This is a genomic window from Pseudonocardia autotrophica, from assembly GCF_003945385.1.
GTDB classification, from domain to species: Bacteria; Actinomycetota; Actinomycetes; order Mycobacteriales; family Pseudonocardiaceae; genus Pseudonocardia; species Pseudonocardia autotrophica.
Genome location: NZ_AP018920.1, coordinates 5,260,071 through 5,276,345, shown reverse-complemented (window position 1 = coordinate 5,276,345; position 16,275 = coordinate 5,260,071). Strand labels below are relative to the sequence as shown.

At 73.3% G+C, this 16,275-nt stretch carries 18 protein-coding genes; 12 read left to right on the top strand and 6 right to left on the bottom strand.

All coding sequences use genetic code 11. From position 1 onward, the window contains the following. Positions 1 to 94: 94 nt before the first annotated feature. On the bottom strand, positions 95 to 2,854 hold the full coding sequence (locus Pdca_RS24670; protein WP_085915630.1) for a helix-turn-helix transcriptional regulator: 2,760 nt from the start codon (positions 2,852 to 2,854) through the stop codon (positions 95 to 97). A 203-nt stretch (positions 2,855 to 3,057) separates the two neighbouring features. Between Pdca_RS24670 and Pdca_RS24665 the strand changes: the two genes are divergently transcribed. The 5 genes from Pdca_RS24665 to Pdca_RS24645 all read left to right on the top strand — a co-directional run bounded on the left by Pdca_RS24665 (position 3,058) and on the right by Pdca_RS24645 (position 7,513). Then, a complete protein-coding gene (locus Pdca_RS24665) occupies positions 3,058 to 3,735 on the top strand; it encodes a flavodoxin family protein (RefSeq protein WP_085915629.1) in 678 nt (225 codons plus the stop codon). 32 nt (positions 3,736 to 3,767) lie between these two features. Beyond that, entirely contained in the window at positions 3,768 to 4,067 is a 300-nt protein-coding gene (locus tag Pdca_RS24660; RefSeq protein WP_085915628.1) for a GNAT family N-acetyltransferase, read from the top strand. A 174-nt stretch (positions 4,068 to 4,241) separates the two neighbouring features. Beyond that, a complete protein-coding gene (locus tag Pdca_RS24655) occupies positions 4,242 to 5,759 on the top strand; it encodes an MFS transporter (protein ID WP_085915662.1) in 1,518 nt (505 codons plus the stop codon). A 42-nt stretch (positions 5,760 to 5,801) separates the two neighbouring features. Beyond that, on the top strand, positions 5,802 to 6,740 hold the full coding sequence (locus Pdca_RS24650) for a DUF5996 family protein (protein WP_085915627.1): 939 nt from the start codon (positions 5,802 to 5,804) through the stop codon (positions 6,738 to 6,740). A gap of 194 nt (positions 6,741 to 6,934) precedes the next feature. After that, positions 6,935 to 7,513 carry a GNAT family N-acetyltransferase gene (locus Pdca_RS24645; protein ID WP_085915626.1) on the top strand — a complete coding sequence of 193 codons (579 nt, stop codon included), beginning with the start codon at positions 6,935 to 6,937 and terminating at the stop codon, positions 7,511 to 7,513. Positions 7,514 to 7,537: 24 nt separating this feature from the next. Here Pdca_RS24645 and Pdca_RS24640 read toward each other — a convergent pair whose 3' ends face one another. The 3 genes from Pdca_RS24640 to Pdca_RS24630 form a co-directional block, all read right to left on the bottom strand. Continuing rightward, positions 7,538 to 8,044 carry a MarR family winged helix-turn-helix transcriptional regulator gene (locus tag Pdca_RS24640; RefSeq protein WP_197719813.1) on the bottom strand — a complete coding sequence of 169 codons (507 nt, stop codon included), beginning with the start codon at positions 8,042 to 8,044 and terminating at the stop codon, positions 7,538 to 7,540. 259 nt (positions 8,045 to 8,303) lie between these two features. After that, a complete protein-coding gene (locus tag Pdca_RS24635; protein ID WP_232021174.1) occupies positions 8,304 to 8,654 on the bottom strand; it encodes a hypothetical protein in 351 nt (116 codons plus the stop codon). Continuing rightward, positions 8,651 to 9,307 carry a DJ-1/PfpI family protein gene (locus Pdca_RS24630; RefSeq protein WP_085915625.1) on the bottom strand — a complete coding sequence of 219 codons (657 nt, stop codon included), beginning with the start codon at positions 9,305 to 9,307 and terminating at the stop codon, positions 8,651 to 8,653. The genes Pdca_RS24635 and Pdca_RS24630 overlap by 4 nt, the downstream gene beginning before the upstream one ends. 83 nt (positions 9,308 to 9,390) lie before the next feature. Between Pdca_RS24630 and Pdca_RS24625 the strand changes: the two genes are divergently transcribed. The 3 genes from Pdca_RS24625 (at position 9,391) to Pdca_RS24615 (ending at position 10,882) form a co-directional block, all read left to right on the top strand. After that, complete coding sequence (locus tag Pdca_RS24625) at positions 9,391 to 9,855, top strand: MarR family winged helix-turn-helix transcriptional regulator (RefSeq protein WP_085915624.1); 465 nt, start codon at positions 9,391 to 9,393, stop codon at positions 9,853 to 9,855. Positions 9,856 to 10,121: 266 nt separating this feature from the next. Beyond that, on the top strand, positions 10,122 to 10,601 hold the full coding sequence (locus Pdca_RS24620; protein WP_085915623.1) for a DUF2269 family protein: 480 nt from the start codon (positions 10,122 to 10,124) through the stop codon (positions 10,599 to 10,601). 2 nt (positions 10,602 to 10,603) lie between these two features. Further along, complete coding sequence (locus Pdca_RS24615; protein WP_232021173.1) at positions 10,604 to 10,882, top strand: hypothetical protein; 279 nt, start codon at positions 10,604 to 10,606, stop codon at positions 10,880 to 10,882. Positions 10,883 to 10,949: 67 nt separating this feature from the next. Here the strand turns inward: Pdca_RS24615 and Pdca_RS24610 are convergent, their stop codons facing one another. Then, the gene (locus tag Pdca_RS24610; RefSeq protein ID WP_085915622.1) at positions 10,950 to 11,480 is read right to left on the bottom strand and encodes a helix-turn-helix domain-containing protein; all 531 of its coding nucleotides are present in this window, start codon (positions 11,478 to 11,480) and stop codon (positions 10,950 to 10,952) included. Positions 11,481 to 11,540: 60 nt separating this feature from the next. Between Pdca_RS24610 and Pdca_RS24605 the strand changes: the two genes are divergently transcribed. Together Pdca_RS24605 and Pdca_RS24600 are read left to right on the top strand one after the other, a co-directional pair. Continuing rightward, positions 11,541 to 12,044 carry a hypothetical protein gene (locus Pdca_RS24605; protein ID WP_174824345.1) on the top strand — a complete coding sequence of 168 codons (504 nt, stop codon included), beginning with the start codon at positions 11,541 to 11,543 and terminating at the stop codon, positions 12,042 to 12,044. Between the two features lie 97 nt (positions 12,045 to 12,141). Continuing rightward, the gene (locus Pdca_RS24600) at positions 12,142 to 12,885 is read left to right on the top strand and encodes a GntR family transcriptional regulator (protein WP_197719812.1); all 744 of its coding nucleotides are present in this window, start codon (positions 12,142 to 12,144) and stop codon (positions 12,883 to 12,885) included. 39 nt (positions 12,886 to 12,924) lie between these two features. On the opposite strand, the gene Pdca_RS24595 is transcribed toward Pdca_RS24600, so the two are convergent. After that, positions 12,925 to 14,325 carry an aldehyde dehydrogenase (NADP(+)) gene (locus tag Pdca_RS24595; protein ID WP_232021172.1) on the bottom strand — a complete coding sequence of 467 codons (1,401 nt, stop codon included), beginning with the start codon at positions 14,323 to 14,325 and terminating at the stop codon, positions 12,925 to 12,927. A gap of 275 nt (positions 14,326 to 14,600) precedes the next feature. Here Pdca_RS24595 and Pdca_RS24590 point away from each other — a divergent pair, with 275 nt between their 5' ends. Together Pdca_RS24590 and Pdca_RS24585 are read left to right on the top strand one after the other, a co-directional pair. Next, on the top strand, positions 14,601 to 15,617 hold the full coding sequence (locus tag Pdca_RS24590; RefSeq protein ID WP_085915621.1) for a dihydroxyacetone kinase subunit DhaK: 1,017 nt from the start codon (positions 14,601 to 14,603) through the stop codon (positions 15,615 to 15,617). Next, on the top strand, positions 15,614 to 16,219 hold the full coding sequence (locus tag Pdca_RS24585) for a DAK2 domain-containing protein (RefSeq protein ID WP_085915620.1): 606 nt from the start codon (positions 15,614 to 15,616) through the stop codon (positions 16,217 to 16,219). The genes Pdca_RS24590 and Pdca_RS24585 overlap by 4 nt, the downstream gene beginning before the upstream one ends. Positions 16,220 to 16,275 lie beyond the last annotated feature (56 nt).

Here is a 16,275-nt window from a genome sequence, read left to right as displayed (position 1 = left end):
CCAGGTCGAGCGCCGGCCTCAGCTCCGGGAGCCGGAGCGCGGCGGTGACCGTCGCGTTCGCGACGCGGAACACGGTCGCGACGCGCCGGACTGGTCAGCGGCCGCGGGCGTCCACGCGGAGTCTCAGGTCACCGGCGAGATCGACCCGGGAGAGCTCGGTGCGGGAGGTGATACCGAGCTTGGGGTAGACGTTGGCCAGGTGGTGACCGACCGTGCGCGGGCTGATCAGGAGCTGCGCGGCGATCTCCCGGTTCGTCAGGTGGTCGGAGGCGAGCCGCGCGACCCGCAGTTCCTGGGCGGTCAGCCCGGCCGACGATCCGGGCCCGCGGCGGAGGGTCGGGCCGTCGGCCAGGTCCTGCTCGCGCAGCGCCCGCCGACGCAGCGGATCGGCACCGAGACGATCGAACACCGCCGCGGCGGCCGCGAGCTGGCGCCGGGCGTCGGACCGGCGCCGGGCGCGCCGTAGCCACTCGCCGTACAGCATCCGGGTGCGGGCCTGCTCGAACGGATTGCCGGCCGCCTCCGCCAGGTCGAGCGCCGTCCGGTACGACGCCTCGGCCGATTGCCCTCCCCGGATGAGAGCGCTCAGGCGGTGCACGATCGCCTGCGCCCAGGGCGCCCCTGAGTGCCGCGCCCACGCCTGCACCGTCGTGAGCCGGGACTCGGCGAGGTCGAGGCGCCCGACGTGCACCGCGGCCTCGGCGGTGTCCGCGGCGGCGAGCAGCACGAACGTGGGATGGGCGGCGTCGTGGCCGGGCTGGGCCACGGGCATCAGGTGCTCCAGTGCCTCGTCGGGACGCCCGGCGAACAATGCCACCCGGCCGCGGATCCAGTGGACGGAGCTGGTGAAGGCTCGCACCCCCTGCGGGACGGAGATCTCCAGTACGCGTGTCGCGTACTCCTCGACCGTGCGCTCGTCGCCCCGGGCGGCGGCGAGGAGTGCCAGGGAGCCACGGCATTGGGTGGCCACGTGGTCGGCGCCGACCTCGTCGGCGAGGTGCAGGCCGTCGATCGCCGCGGACTCGGCGGCACCCCATTGGCCGGCTGCGAGGTCGAGGACCGCGCCCTGGGAGAGCACCACCGCCAGCGCGGCGAGCTCGTGGCGCTCCCGGAGCGCGGCGGCCTGCACGCGCAGCGCGTCGCGCAGCGGTCCCTCGACGCCCCAGATCTGCACCAGCGGGGCCGGTGGGAGCAGCTCCCACGCGGCCGACACGAGCCGGCCGGTCGTCTCGTGGGCCCGGTCCGGAGTGATCGGGGAGAACTCGCCGGTCTGGTCGTAGCAGGACCAGAGGGCCCGCAACGCCGGTAGCTGCTCGGTCAGCGCGGGGTCGTCGTCGGCTTCCACCGCCAGCAGCCGTTGCAGGGTCTCCTGCTGGAGGTCGGTCCGGCCCGCCGACCATGCGGCGCGGACCGCCACCGAGCCCAGCTGCACCACGTCGCGGGTGCGGGGGGCGACGGACATGTCGCGGGTCAGGTACTGGTGGGCGCGCTCCGGGATGCCGGTGGTGAACTCGAGGATCCCGCGCAGACCGCTGCTGGCCCGGGCGACGTCGGTCCCGCTCTCCAGGCGTTCGGCGTCGTCGAGCAGCTGCCGGGCCGCCTCCGCCTGCCCGGCGTCCCACGCCGCGCGGGCCGCGGCGGCCAACCGGCGTGCGGCCTCGGCCGGAACCTGTGACAGCTCGGCCGCGCGGCGCAGGGCGCGCACGCCGGCGGGGCCCGCCCCGCACCGCAGCGACTTGCCGGCGGCGAGCTCGAGCAGCGCAGCGATCTCCTCGTCCGGTGCGTCGGCCGCGGCGGCCATGTGCCAGGCGCGTTCCTCGATCGCGTCGGTGGGCTGCGCCGCGGCGAGGGCCCGGTGCGCCGCCTGCCGGTCCGGGAACGTGGCGCCCTCGTAGATCGCTGCCGGGATGAGCGGATGCCGGAACTCCACCCGCGACCCCGAGGTACGGATCAGGCCCGAGCGCAGGGCGTCCTCCCAGGCGGACGCGTCGACACCCCGGCCGGTCCCCGCCCGGTCCACGACGAGCCGGTCACCGCGGTCCTCGGCCGCGGCCAGCAGCAGCAGTGCCCTGGCCGGCTCCGGCATGGCCGCGACCCGGTCGCGGAACGCCCGTCGCAACCGGGGACCGATCGGCACCCCGGCGCCCGGGGGGCGCGGCGACGTGTCGTCGGCGGCCGCCCGGTCGAGGGTGGGCAGCTCGTGCAGGGCCAGCGGATTACCCCCGGCCGTCCGGACGGTGTCGTCGATCAGCGCGTCGTCGGCGCCGGGCACCGCGGCGGCGACGAGGGAGCGGGCGTCGTCGTCGGCGAGGCCGCCGATACGGAGGGCGGCCAGACCGTCCCACGGCCCCGACGCGGGATCCTCGTGCCCGGAGAGCAGGACCAGCACCGGGTCGTTCGCGACCCTGCGGGCCAGGAACCCGAGCGCGTGCGCGGACGCCTCGTCGATCCACTGGACGTCGTCCACCACGACGAGCACCGGTCGTTCCGCGGCCAGGTCGGAGACCAGCGACAGCACCGCCGCGCCGATCAGGAAGCGGTTGGCCGTCTCGCCGCTCAATCCCAGCGCCCCGTGCAGGGCCGCGGCCTGCGGTGCGGGGAGCGTGCCCAGCCGGTCCGTGACGGGCCACAGCAGCTCGTGCAGGGCGGCGAACGCCAGTCCGGCCTCCATCCGCGTGCCGCGGCAGCGCAGCACCGTGGCGCAGGGCGCCGCGCCCACCGCATGCTCGAGCAGCGCGGTCTTGCCGATCCCCGGCTCGCCCCACAGCAGCAGCCCGGAGCCCGCGCCGTCCGCCGCCCGCTCCAGCAGCCGGTCCAGCACCGCGGTCTCGGCGCCCCGGCCCAGCAGCTCCATCGTTTGCGCAGTCCCTCCCACGGGGCCACGTGCGACGGCCCGGAGCAGTTATAACAAGCAGCCTGCGGCTCGAACAGGACGCACCGACCGATTGAGCGACGGATTCGGCCCGGGGCCCGCCGCCCGACAATCGGCGGGTGAGTACGCCCCCGTCCGCCGCCGCCCCGTCGTCCACATCCCCCGACTTCACCGGGCTGCGCGCCATGTACGTCAATTGCACGCTGAACCGATCGCCGGGGCGCAGCCACACCCAGGGTGTGATCGACCGGAGTGTGGCGATCATGGAGGCGAACGGCGTCTCGGTGGACCGGATCCGCGCCGTCGACCACGACATCGCCACCGGCGTGCGTCCGGACATGACCCAGTTCGGCTGGGACAGCGACGAATGGCCCGCCCTGCTGGCCCGGATCCTGGCCGCCGACATCCTGGTGATCGGTGGGCCGATCTGGCTGGGCGACAACAGCTCGGTGACCCGCCGGGTGATCGAGCGGCTCTACGGCTACTCGGGTGTGCTCAACGAGCACGGGCAGTACGCCTACTACGGGCGGGTCGCGGGCTGCCTGCTCACCGGCAACGAGGACGGGCTCAAGCACTGCGCGATGAGCATCCTCTACAGCTTGCAGCACATCGGGTTCACCGTCCCGCCGCAGGCCGACGCGGGCTGGATCGGCGAGGTCGGCCCCGGCCCGTCCTATCTCGACGAGGGGTCCGGCGGCCCGGAGAACGACTTCACCAACCGCAACATCACGTTCATGACCTACAACCTGTTGCACACCGCGTCGATGCTCCGGGACGCCGGCGGGTTCCCGGCCTACGGCAACCAGCGCTCGGCCTGGGACGCCGGCGCCCGCCCCGGCCACGCCAATCCCGAGTACCGCTGACGCAGCGGACGACCACCGAGAGAGGACCTCACATGATCGTTGTGACCGACAACCGGGCGGCGAACCGATTCGAGGCCCGCGACGGCGAGACCCTGGCCGGTGTCGCCGAGTACGCGCGCACATCGGAGCTCGTCGCCTTCGTGCACACCGAGGTCGATGCCGCCTTCGCCGGGCAGGGAGTCGGCTCGTTGCTGGCCCGCGAAGGCGTCGCATCGGCACAGGCGGACGGGCTCCGGGTGCTCGCGGTCTGCCCGTTCATCGCCGGCTGGCTGGCCCGCCACCCGGAGCTCGCCCATCTCGAGTACCGGGCCGCCAGCACCGTCACGGACTGATCCGGCCCGCACCGGCGTCGATACTCACGGCCGGGCCCCGGGCCCCGGGCCCCGGGCCCCGGGCCCCGGGCCCCGGGTCGCGACGGCGCCGGTCCGGTGCAACCGTGTGCTGCGGGCCCACCGCATCACCAGGAGGGGATCGAGTTGACCGGGGTGGACAGGCCGGAGCTGCGGATGGGAACGCCCCGCGGGCGCTGGGTGCTGTTCACCACCGTGCTCGGCTCCGGTCTGGCGATGCTCGACGCCACCGTCGTCAACGTCGCGCTGGGGCGGATCGGTGCCGAGTTCGACGCGGGCTTCTCCGGTCTGCAGTGGACGGTCAACGCGTACACGCTGACGCTGGCGTCGCTGATCCTGCTCGGCGGATCGCTGGGCGACCGGTTCGGGCGGCGACGGGTCTTCGTGGTCGGGGTCGTCTGGTTCGCCGTGGCGTCACTGCTCTGCGGGGTGGCGCAGAACATCGAGATGCTCGTCGCGGCCCGTGCGCTGCAGGGCGTCGGCGGGGCGCTGCTGACGCCGGGGAGCCTCGCGATCATCTCGGCGTCGTTCCGGGGCAGCGACCGGGCGGCGGCGGTCGGTGCGTGGTCCGGGCTCGGCGGGATCGCGGGTGCCGTGGGCCCGTTCCTCGGTGGCTGGCTCGTCGAGTGGAGCTGGCGCGCGGTGTTCCTGGTGAACCTGCCGGTCGCCGTGCTCATCGTGGTGGTGGCCGCGCGGCACGTCCCGGAGTCGCGCGATCCCGACGCCGCCCCGCGGCTCGATCTCGCCGGTACGGCGCTGGCGGTGCTGGGGCTGGCCGGGCTGACCTATTCGCTGACCGCGGCCGGTGAGCAGGGGGTGGACACCCTGGTGCTGTCCGTCGGCGTGGCCGGGGTACTGGCGCTGGCCGGTTTCGTGCTGGTCGAGCGCCGCTCGACCCATCCGCTGGTGCCGATGACCTTGTTCCGGAACAGGCAGTTCAGCGCCGCGAACGCGGTGACGTTGATGATCTACGCCGCGCTCGGCGGGCTGTTCGTGCTCCTGGTGCTGCAGCTGCAGATCGTCGTCGGCTTCTCGCCGTTGCAGGCCGGCGCGGCGCTGCTGCCCGTGACCGTGCTCATGCTCGTCTTCTCCGCCGGTGCCGGACGCCTCGGTCAGCGGCTCGGGCCGCGGATCCCGATCACGGCGGGCACCCTGATCGCCGCCGGCGGCCTGGTGCTCATCTCCCGGATCGGAGCGGACGCGTCGTTCGCGGTGGGCGTGCTGGTGCCGGTGATCGTGTTCGGCTGCGGGCTCACGCTCGTGGTGGCGCCGCTGACCTCGACGGTGCTGGACTCGGCGTCGGACCGGCACGCCGGCGTCGCCTCGGGGGTCAACAACGCGATCGCGCGCGCGGCCGGCCTGCTGGCCGTCGCGGTGATCCCGGTGGCGGCCGGGATCACCGGCGAGGACTACACCGATCCGGCCGCGTTCGGCGCCGGCTTCCGGACGGCGATGCTGATCAGTGCCGCCATGATGGTCCTCGCCGCCGTGCTGGCGGCGGCGTTCCTCCGGCGCCCCGGCGCCGAGCCGGACGAGGCGGAGCCGGGAAACCGCATACGGCCCGATTCCTACGCGCAGTGCGCGATCACCGGTCCGCAGATCCACCCCGGTCCCCCGGTCGCGGCTCTGCCTCCCGAGCCGGGAACCGGCCGCGGCGGCGGACCGACCGATTGACCGACCGATGCGGTCGGTAGCGGACTGCTCGACACTGCGTGGATGACCACATCGACGACGGCCTGGCCGAGCCTGCGGGTCTCGGACTGGACGCCCACCCGCGACACCCTGCACATGTGGACACAGATCGTGGGCAAGATCCGCATGGCGCACGCCCCGCTGGTGAACCACTGGTGGCAGGTCGCCCTCTACGTGACCCCGCGCGGGCTGACGACGTCGGCCGTCCCGTACGGCACCGGGGCCTTCGAGATCGAGTTCGACTTCATCGACCACCGGCTCGAGATCCGCAGCAGCGAGAGCGGCACCCGGACCGTCCCGCTCCGGCCGATGCCGGTCGCCGAGTTCTATGCGCAGGTCATGGCCGCGCTCGGCGAGCTCGGCATCGAGGCCACGATCCGGCCGCACCCCAACGAAGTCGATCCGGCGATCCCGTTCGCCTCCGACCACACCCACGATTCCTACGACGGCGAGGCCGTCACCCTGTTCTGGCGCCAGCTGCTGCAGGCGAACCGGGTGATCGGCGAGTTCCGGTCGCACTTCGTGGGCAAGGTCAGCCCGGTGCACTTCTTCTGGGGTGGCATGGACCTCGCCTGCACCCGTTTCTCCGGCCGGGCGGCCCCGCCACACCCGGGTGGGGTGCCCAACTGCGGGGACTGGGTGATGGTCGAGGGCTACTCCCGCGAGCTGTCCAGCTGCGGCTTCTGGCCCGGTGGCGGTGAGGAGGGCGCCTTCTACTCCTACGCCTATCCCGGGCCGGACGGGTTCGCCGAGGCGCCGATCGCCCCCGACGGCGCGTTCTTCAGCTCCGAGTTCCAGCAGTTCCTGCTGCCCTACGAGGTCGCCCGCGCTGCACCCGATCCCGACCGGGCGGTCGCCGAGTTCCTCCGCACCAGCTACGAGGCCGCCGCCGACCTCGGGCACTGGGACCGCATCGCGCTGGAGGACAACCCCCGCCGCTGGCACCGGACCCCCGACGCCTGACCGATCCCGGAGCGCTCCCCGGGCGCCCGACGAGACCGGGCCCCCGGGAGCGACCGTGCACAGCCGCGCCGCGATCCGGCGCACCGTCGCCGGATCGGCGGTGACCGGATCCGCGGCGGCGACATCGCGTTGCCGCCGGTCCGGACCGGCGGCGAGGTGCGAAGTGTTCGGGCTGCGCGCACTACCCTCGGTGGGTGCCCTTCGACGTCCGCCCGGCCGGCTCGTTCGACGACGTCGCGACCATGCTGGGCCCGCGGAAGAACCCCGACGCGAGCGTCTGCTGGTGCCTGTCGCACCGACTCCCCGCAGCACGGCACCGGTCGCTGGTGGGGCGGGCCCGCGGCGCCTACGTCCGGGAGCTGACCGAACGCGATGTGGCGCCGGGAGTGCTCGCCTACGACGGTGACGACGTCGTGGGCTGGGCGGCGGTCGCACCGCGGGCGGAGCTGCCGTTCGCCCGTTCCCGCACGATCCCGCGGGTCGACGATCTCGCCGTCTGGTCGGTCTGGTGCTTCCGGGTCCGCGCCGGTCACCGCGGCCGCGGGATCGCGCACGCCCTGCTCGACGGCGCGGTCGGGTTCGCGCGCGGGCACGGCGCGCCCGCGATCGAGGGCTACCCGGTCGACAACGGCGGGGAGAAGGTCGACCTGACGATGGCCTACGTCGGTACCCGGGCGTTGTTCGAGGCGGCCGGGTTCACCATGGCGTCGCCGACGTCGGGGGTGTCCGGCGGGTTCCCGCGGGTGGTCATGCGGTTGCCGCTGCCGGGCTGAGCGAGGCGATCGGCTCCGGCCGGCTCACCGGCCGGTGGGGGGCCGCCCGCACCGCAGGGCGGCCTCGACGGCGGTGCCGATCCGGCGCAATGCGGCCAGGTCCTCGGGTTCGAGCCGGTCGATCAGGTATTCGCGGACCGCGGCGACGTGACGGGGGGCGGCCGCCTCGACGGCGCGCATCCCGGGGTCGGTCAGGGTCGCGGTGGTCCGCCTGCCGGATCCGGGCACCCGGGCCCGGCTGAGCAGGCCGCGGCTCTCCAGGCGCCCGGCGACGTGCGACAGCCGCGACAGCGACGCCGCTGTCCGGGTGGCGAGGTCGTTCATGCGCATCGTCCGGTCCGGCTCCTCGGACAGTACCGAGAGCACCATGTACTCGAAGAACGACAGCTCGCTCTCGCGCCGCATCCGCGCGTCCAGGGCGGCCGGCAGGCTGATCATGAGGGCCGAGTTCGCCAGCCACGCGCCGAGCTCGTCGTCGTTCAGCCACCGGGTTGCCGGGATCGCGTCATCCTGCTCCGCCGTGTCGGTCACGAGCGCATGCTAGCCGACTTGTTGACACTTCAAGTCCGCGGGTGTACATGGTGAAGTATCAAGTTCGAGGGCGGTCGTCCGGAGGGAAGAGCAGATGCGGAGAACTGTGCGGCGGACGAGGTCCGGCTCACCGCTGCGCAGTTTCGTTCGGCTCGACGAGCTGGTCCCTGCCTCCGGTGACCGCCATCGGGAGTCCGACGCGGCATCCATCGACCGGTGAGCCGACCCTCGGGTGGGGCTCCCCGGCAGGACCGGCGGATCAGGTCTCGGCGTCCTCCGGCCCCCGGAGCCGGGTTCCGCTGACCCGGGAGCGTGGCAGTCGCCCCGCCCGCGAATACCCGCTCATGCGATCCCCGGTGACGACCACGTCGAAATGCAGGTGGAGCCGGATGGGCCACCGGACCGCCTGGTTCCAGCCGGCCCGGAGTCCGTCGGGGTCCTGATCGAGCTCCACGTCGGTGACCGGCACGGTCTCGCGACTGCTGGTCGCGGTCCCGGACAGCGCTCCCGCCGTGCGCGTGAACTCGTAGGTCGTGTCCAGGGTCCCGATCGGGGTCACGACGGAGACCTCCCAGGTGCCCAGCAGGGTGGCACCGTCCACCGGGCTCACCACGCCACCGGCTCGCGGCCGCGGTCGGCCCACACCACACCGCGGCGCTCGTACTCGAAGAGCCGTTCCACCGCGTGCGCGATGCGGGGCCCGTACATCCGGTCGAGCAGGTGCAGGCCCAGATCCAGGCCCGAGGTCACACCACCCGCGGTGATCAGGTCGCCGTCGTCGACGACGCGGGCCGCGACGACCTCGACCCCGGTCGCATCGAGGAGATCGATGCCCAGCGCGTTCGTCGTCGCCCGACGCCCCTCGATCAGCCCGGCCATCGCGAGCGCCAGTGAGCCGCCACAGACCGTCGCGACCAGCACCTCCGGCTCGGTCAGCGCGCGGCGCATCAGGGGTGCCAACTCCGTCCGGCCCACCCGGGCGAGGAGCACCGGGATCGTCTCGTCACCGGCGTCGGGGTCGCCCTCGACGGGGCCGGACGCCCCCGGGACGACGACGACCCCCGGGCGCACGGGATCGAGTGCCCCGGTCGCCCGCAGGGTGAGGCCGGGGGTGCCGCTGACCACCTCGCGCGGTCCCTCGGCGGCCACCAGCTCGACGGTCAGGTCGCCACCTGCCGCCGCACCGCCCGCAACGAGAACCTCGAAGGGCGCGACGACGTCGAGCGGATCGAAACCGTCGAACAGAACGAATTGTGCGTGCACGTTCCACGTCCTTTCCTCCCGGCCCGCCGTTCCGGCCGACCGGCGTGCGATAATGGCGAACCCCACAGTTGTTGCGGAGATGAATGTCGGACGACACCGGCGGGCGGCCTCCTGAGCCCCATGCGGCCTTCCTCGTCATGGCCCTCGGGCGCCGGATCCGGGAGGCGACGGAGAAGCGGCTGCGTGCCCGCGATCTGTCGATGCGTCATCTCGCGGCCCTCGGTCACCTGAGTCGCGATCCGGGCTGCTCGTACAGCGAGCTGGCCCGCCGGGCCGGTGTCACGGCGCAGAGCATGCAGGCCACGTTGGTGCAGCTGGAGAAGCTGCAGGCGGTGGAACGCCGCACTCCGGCCGGGCGCGGCCGCCGGGCCCGGCTGCACGTCACGGTGATCGGGGAGGAGCTGGCCGCGTGGGGCCGGTCGGTGCTGGCCGATCTCGACGACGAGTTCTTCGGGCACGTTCCGGAGGAACTGCGGAGCACCGTCACCGGTGTTCTTCTGGGGGTATTCGCCGGCGGCGTCGACGATCGGGTTCCGGAAACCGGGTGAGTCCGACCGGAGTGCGGAGTGCGTCATTGTGCCGGTCGTCGTGATCAGGCTTTCGGCGGAGGCGTGAACTCTGCCTTCGGTACCGGCACGCGAGCCCGCGCGACCGCCCCCGGTGTCGAGCACGCGGGAGTCCGGGAGCCGGACGGCGGCTGCGGGCCGATGAAGCATGGGGCCTCCACGAGTTTCAGTCAGACTGTAACATCTGGGCGGTAAGTTCCAGGCAGGCTGTAAGTCGGCCGGAATCGCGGAGGTCGGAAGGACGTGCGATGGGAAAGGTGCTGCTCAGCCTGCACGTGGTGGCGGCGATCATTCTGATCGGACCGGTGACCGTCGCCGTCAGCCTCTTCCCCCGGTACGCGGGCGTGGCCCTCGGAACCGGCGGGGCGAAGGCGACCGGGGTGCCGGTACTGCTGCACCGGATCAGCCGCGTCTACTCGGTCGCGGGCCTGAGTGTCCCGGTCCTCGGAATCGCGCTGGCGGTGCAGATGGGCGTGCTGGGCGACCCCTGGGTGGTGGTGTCGCTGGTCCTGACCGTGGCCGCCGGTCTGGTGCTGGCACTGGTCGTGCTGCCAGAACAGCAGAAGGCGATGGATCTCATCGCCGATCCGGATCGGGGGCCCATCGACACGGGCGGATGGGCCGGGCGCGCACGGCGGCTCAGTGCGGCGTCGGGGGTCTTCGGGCTGCTGTGGGTGGTGGTCGTGGTGCTCATGGTCGTCCGGCCCGGCTCGACGACGGGGGTCTGAGCGTGCCCGGGATCTCCCGCGACGCCACGGCGGAACGAGGCTGGCTGGCCGTTGCCTCGGTGGTCGAGACGGTGTCGCTGGCCCTGCTGCTGCTCAACCTGGCAACCGTGCACCTGCCCGGGGTCGCGTCCGTCCTCGGTCCGGTGCACGGCCTGGCCTACCTGGTCACCATTGCCGTCACCTGCCTGATGCCGACGACCGTCGCCACCCGGCTGCTCTCGGCCGTCCCGGCCGTCGGCGGGCTGCTGGTGCTGCGCCGGACGCGCAGCTCGGTGCTGTGAACCACCGTGTACGCCACACGGTCGCGGGTCTCCGATGAGGTCGAGGTCGCCGCCCGCAGACGGGCCGCTATCCCCGGTCCGCCGGCAGGAATACCGTCGAGAGGATGCGTCGGGTCCGTTCGTCGGCGGGTGAGTGCTCCAGGAACGGTGCGAACGCCTCGGTGATCCGCTCCTGGAGCTCGGCGAGCTCCTCGTCGGACAGCCACAGCGCGGCCTGTCGGAAGCTCACCCCGTCCCGCACGGGATCGACGTCGTCGTTCGCGAGGTAGCGGTCGAAGTCTCCGGCCAGGCCGGCGAGGTACACGGTGAACATGGTCCGTAGCCGGTCGCGGTCGGGTGCGGTGTTGTCGCCGTCGGCGGCGGCGGTGTTCAGCTCGTAGGTCCGTTCCACCGCTCCCCGGATACGTCGTTCGCCGGTCACGTGCAGGACGTCGGCCTGCACCAGGACCGCGACGTGCCGGTACAGGGTCGTCGTCGGCACGTCCGGGAGTCGTTGCGCGAGCTGCGCGGTCGTGAGTGGGCGGCCGATGAGGTTCTGCACGATGCGCCAGCGCACCGGCTGATGCAGGAGATCGGCCAGTGAGTGCGTCGGTGGCACTGGTCCTCCATTTCCAAATCTGGTATCAATAGCAGAAGTGGGAACAGTCTAGGGGGGATCATGGTGAGCATCCATGTCGGTGACGATGCGATCACGGTGCGGCTCTCCGCGGTCGAACGGCTCTTCAGCGGCGGGCGCGCGGAACTGGTGGTGCCACTGGCCGCGGTGTGCGCAGCCGACTACGTGGAGCGACCCACCCGGGCCTCGGTCACCGGTGTCGGACAGGCGGGCCTGGTGGTCACCGGAGTCGTCAAGATCGGCCGCTGGGGCGTGGGAAGTCCGGTCAGCCGGTTCGTGAGTGCCCGCCGTCGGATCCCGGCCGTGCGCATCGTGGTCGACGAGGACTTCCGTCGGCAGTTCGGCTACGACGAGCTGGTGGTCAGTACTCCGGATGCCGCCGCGGTCACGGCCGCGCTGGCCGTGCCGGGTGATCCCACGCAGCCCCGGGGGCCCGCTGCCGGATCACCGGAGCCGGGCCGGGCTGACGGCGGGACGGGTCGCCCCGGGCCGTGCCGGTGTTCGAGCCGGCAGGGGCGCCGTCCGGTGACGTGGTGGTGCCGGTGACCGTCGCGGCCGGCCGGGCATCCACCCCGCCGCACGCCGCAGGTCCGAGGCCTGAGCCGGTGGCTGGCATGTCAGATCTGACCGACCGGATGGCGGGATGGGATACTACGGCCCCGGCGCACCCGGAACCGCCGAGTCGCCCGGAGCAGAGGTGGTGATGCTGGTGAGCGTGTCGCGACTCGTCACGGAGTCACTGGCGGACCGGGTCTACCGGGTGCTGCGCGAGGAGATCACGCACGGCAGGCTCGCCCAGGGCGAGCGGCTGGACGTCACCGCGATCAGCGAGACGATGGGGGTCTCGAAGACTCCGCTGCGCGAGGCCCTGGGGCGCCTGGAGACGGACCAGCTCGTGATCACCCGTCCGCGGTCGGGCACCTTCGTCGCCCGGATCACCGCCGAGGACATCGCCGAGATGTGCGGCATGCGCAAGGCCATCGAGTGGTTCGCGACCTTCGAGGCGACCCACCGCATGCCCGACCGGGTCAAGCTCGAACTGCGCGAGGAGATCGAGCAGGCCGACCGGGCGATGGCCGACGGTGACTACCAGCCGTTCTTCACCTCGGACATGAACCTGCACCGCACGATCATCGAGCATGCCGGCAACACCAGGATGATCGCCGTGCGGGACAGCATCGAGGCCTACGTGGAGTGGCTGCGGATCGCCGGCGCCACCGGGATCGGGCGCACCGGGGGAGCGGCCGCGCGCCATCACGAGATCATCACCGCCATGATCGACGGTGACGCGGAGAAGGCGCAGCAGGCCGCCGTCGTGCACATCGACGAGGTCCGGGACTGGACACTCGAGGACTTCCACGCCATGCGGCAGTCGGTCGCGACCTGAGCCTCCTCCCGGCCCGGCGGCGAGGAGGAGGCTCAGCGCTCAGACCGTCGGGGCACCGTCCAGCCGGCGCGGACCCTCGGCACCGTCGCGCAGCTCGGCCGGCAGCAGCGCGTCCGGGACACTCTGGAACGCCACCGGGCGCAGGAACCGCTCCGCGGCCGCGGTGCCGACCGATGTATGTAGCGGCGCGGTGCTGGACGGGTACGGGCCACCGTGGTGCTGTGCGTCGCTGACGGTCACCCCGGTGGGCCAGCCGTTCCAGATCACCCGGCCGGCGTGCTCGGCGAGCCGGGCGATCACCTCGCCGGCGTCCGGATCGTCGGCGGCGCCCTGCACCGTGCCGGTGAGCTGGCCCCCGACGACGTCGAGCACGGCGAGCGCCTGATCGATCCCGGCATAACCGACGACCAGGGCCGCCGGCCCGAATACCTCCTGCCCGAGGAGCTCGGGCCGGGCGAGCACGGCATCGGCGTCGGTGCGGAACAGGACCGGCCCGCCGGAGCCGAGGTCGCCGCGCACGACCTCCGCCGCCCCGGCCATCTCCTCGGCCGCGGTGCGGTATGCCGAGGAGATGCGCTCGTTGAGCATCGGGCCCGCCGACAGCTCGGGGACTGCGTCGAGGAAGGCGTCCGCGTCCGGTACCAGCACCACGCCGGGCTTGGTGCAGAACTGCCCGGATCCGAGCACCATCGATCCCGCGAACCCGGTCGCGATCTCGCCGGCCCGCTCGGCCCACGCCGCCGGGGTCACGACGACCGGATTGGTGGAGCCGAGCTCGCCGTAGAACGGGATGGGATCCGGACGCCGCGCGGCGAGATCGAACAACGCCCGCCCGCCGCGGGTGGATCCGGTGAAGCCGACGGCCCGGATGCGCGGGTCCTGCACCGCGTCCGCCCCGGCCTGTTCACCCTCGATCAGCGCGAACACGCCCTCGGGGAAGGCTGCGGCGACCAGCTCGGCGGTCCGCCGGGACAGCTCCGGGTGACCGGGGTGCGCCTTGACCACGACCGGGCATCCCGCGGCGAGCGCGGAGACCGTGTCCCCGCCGAACACCGAGAACGCGAAAGGGAAATTGCTCGCCGCGAAGACCAGGACCGGTCCGATCGGCACCTGCGTCCGTCGCACGTCGGGACGGGCCCCCATCGGCCAGTCCGGATCGGCGTGGTCGATCCGCACGTCGTGCAGCAGGCCGGCCTCCAGCCGGTCGGCGAACAGCCGTGCCTGGAAGGTGGTGCGGGCGAGCTCACCGGTCAATCGGGCCTCGGGAAGGCGGGTCTCCGCCATCGCGATCGGGACCAGCTCGCCGGCGGCGGCGTCGAGGGCGTCGGCGGCGGCGCGCAGCCGGACCGCCCGCTCTCCGGGGGCGGTCCGGGCGGTCGCGCGGGCGGTGTCGGCCGCTCCCGCGAGGGCCTGTTCGAGAGGGGTCGGAATCTCGGTCACTCGGGTCCTTCCCGCGCCCTCACCGGGAGGGCAAGGTGGTGTCGGTGATGTCGGTGTGTCGCGTCGTCGGAGCGGGCGGGATCGGCCCGCGCGGGGCCGGTTCCGGACGCCCGGCAGAGCTTGTGCAACCGCTGACGTCTGATATTTTAGCGCCCGGTCGTGCGGGTGATCGGCACCCCGGGGAGCATGCGCTGCCGTCGACCACCGCCACCCGCGTCCCCTGGGCGCCCCACGGTCGATCCGACCACCCTCCATCACCTCCGGGAGAACGCCTGATGAGCCTGCCCTTCCATCCGCACGACGGTGACCCGGTGCCGCCCGCGCTCCGCGGGTTCGCCAGGGCCCACGCGGATCTCGTCGAGTTGCACGAATCCCCGGCTCACCTGGTCGCGCGCCACCGGCATCCGGACCGCCGGGTCGGCCTGGTGTCCGGTGGCGGCTCGGGGCACGAGCCGCTGCACGGCGGGTTCCTCGGGCGCGGGATGCTCGATGCCGTCGCGCCGGGCAAGGTGTTCGCCTCCCCGCACAACCGGCAGGTCCTGGAGGCCTCCCGGGCCGCCGCGGGCCCCGGCGGCGTCGTGCACGTGGTGAAGAACTACACCGGCGACCGGATCAACTTCGGGATCGCCGCGGAACGGCTGCGGATGGACGGGGTGGAGGTTCGTCGCGTCCTGGTCGACGACGATCTCGCCACCGAGTCCGCCGAGACCGCCACCGGCCGCCGCGGCACCGGCGCGACCGTCGTCGTCGAGAAGATCCTCGGCGGCGCCGCCGATGCCGGACTCGGGCTCGACGAGCTCGCCGAGCTCGGCTCGGCCGTCGCCGGGGCCTCGCGCAGCCTCGCGGTCGCCTCCCGGGCCCAGACCTCGATGCACACCGGTGAGCCGTCGTTCGACCTGCGCCCGGACGAGCTCGAGTACGGCGTCGGGATCCACGGCGAGCGCGCGCAGCGATCGATCACCCGTCCCGCCACCGAGGAGCTCGTCGAGCAGATGCTCGGCGAGCTCGTCGACGCGCTGCCCGGCGACGGGGACCAGGTGATCACCGTGGTCAACGGCCTCGGCGGCGCCACCCTGCTGGAGCTCTACGGACTGCACGAGCTGGTCGCCGAGGGGCTGGAGCGGCGCGGTCTGGCGACGGCCGGGCAGCTCGTCGGCACGCTGGTGCCCGCCCTGGACATGACCGGGTTCTCGATCTCCCTCACCCGTACCCCCGCCGCGTGGCTGCCCTGGTGGAACGCCCCGGCCACGACCCCCGCACTGACGATCGACCGCCAGGAGGCGACCCCGTGACGTTCGACCAGGAGGCGGTGCTGCGCGCCTACGCGACGGCCGCTGAGCACGGCCACGCCCGGCTGACCGCGCTCGACCAGCGCAGCGGCGACGGGGACTTCGGCGACAACCTGCGTGGTGGGCTGCGCGAGGCCGTCGCCCGGTTCGATGCCGGGAGCGGTGAGACCGCGTTCGGCGCGCTCGGGGCGGTGTTCCTCGACGAGGTCGGTGGGACGAGCGGGCCGCTGCTGGGCCTGCTGTTCACCGAGATCGGCCATGCGCTCGCCGCCGGCGATGATCCGGTCGCGGCGTTCGGCGCCGGGGCCCGGGCAGGCCTGGACGCGATCCAGCGGGTGGGGGAGGCGCAGGTCGGCGACCGCACGCTGGTCGATGCACTGGCCCCCGCCGTCGAGGCGTTGCCCGGCGGGTTCGCCGCCGGTGCACGGGCCGCCGCCGAGGGCGCCCGGCAGACCGCCGAGCTGCGGGCCCGGATGGGCCGCGCCAGCTACGTCGGCGACCGTGCGATGGGGGAACCGGACCCGGGCGCGGTCGGGATCGCGTTGCTGTTCCGGGCCGCGGCCGAGGTGGCCGAACCGGATGCCGAGCTCCCGACGGTGCTCTGAGCAGGGGACCGTCCCCGGGATCCGGCCGGGCCGCTCCGATCGTGGACGCCCGGCCG

What these genes read in the sequence shown, in the direction of transcription:
- Pdca_RS24670 (WP_085915630.1), bottom strand. Translation starts at nt 2,854, where the DNA reads ATGGAGCTGCTGGGCCGGGGCGCCGAGACCGCGGTGCTGGACCGGCTG.
- Pdca_RS24665 (WP_085915629.1), top strand. Translation starts at nt 3,058, where the DNA reads ATGTACGTCAATTGCACGCTGAACCGATCGCCGGGGCGCAGCCACACC.
- Pdca_RS24660 (WP_085915628.1), top strand. Translation starts at nt 3,768, where the DNA reads ATGATCGTTGTGACCGACAACCGGGCGGCGAACCGATTCGAGGCCCGC.
- Pdca_RS24655 (WP_085915662.1), top strand. Translation starts at nt 4,242, where the DNA reads ATGGGAACGCCCCGCGGGCGCTGGGTGCTGTTCACCACCGTGCTCGGC.
- Pdca_RS24650 (WP_085915627.1), top strand. Translation starts at nt 5,802, where the DNA reads ATGACCACATCGACGACGGCCTGGCCGAGCCTGCGGGTCTCGGACTGG.
- Pdca_RS24625 (WP_085915624.1), top strand. Translation starts at nt 9,391, where the DNA reads ATGTCGGACGACACCGGCGGGCGGCCTCCTGAGCCCCATGCGGCCTTC.
- Pdca_RS24620 (WP_085915623.1), top strand. Translation starts at nt 10,122, where the DNA reads ATGGGAAAGGTGCTGCTCAGCCTGCACGTGGTGGCGGCGATCATTCTG.
- Pdca_RS24605 (WP_174824345.1), top strand. Translation starts at nt 11,541, where the DNA reads ATGGTGAGCATCCATGTCGGTGACGATGCGATCACGGTGCGGCTCTCC.
- Pdca_RS24600 (WP_197719812.1), top strand. Translation starts at nt 12,142, where the DNA reads ATGGGATACTACGGCCCCGGCGCACCCGGAACCGCCGAGTCGCCCGGA.
- Pdca_RS24590 (WP_085915621.1), top strand. Translation starts at nt 14,601, where the DNA reads ATGAGCCTGCCCTTCCATCCGCACGACGGTGACCCGGTGCCGCCCGCG.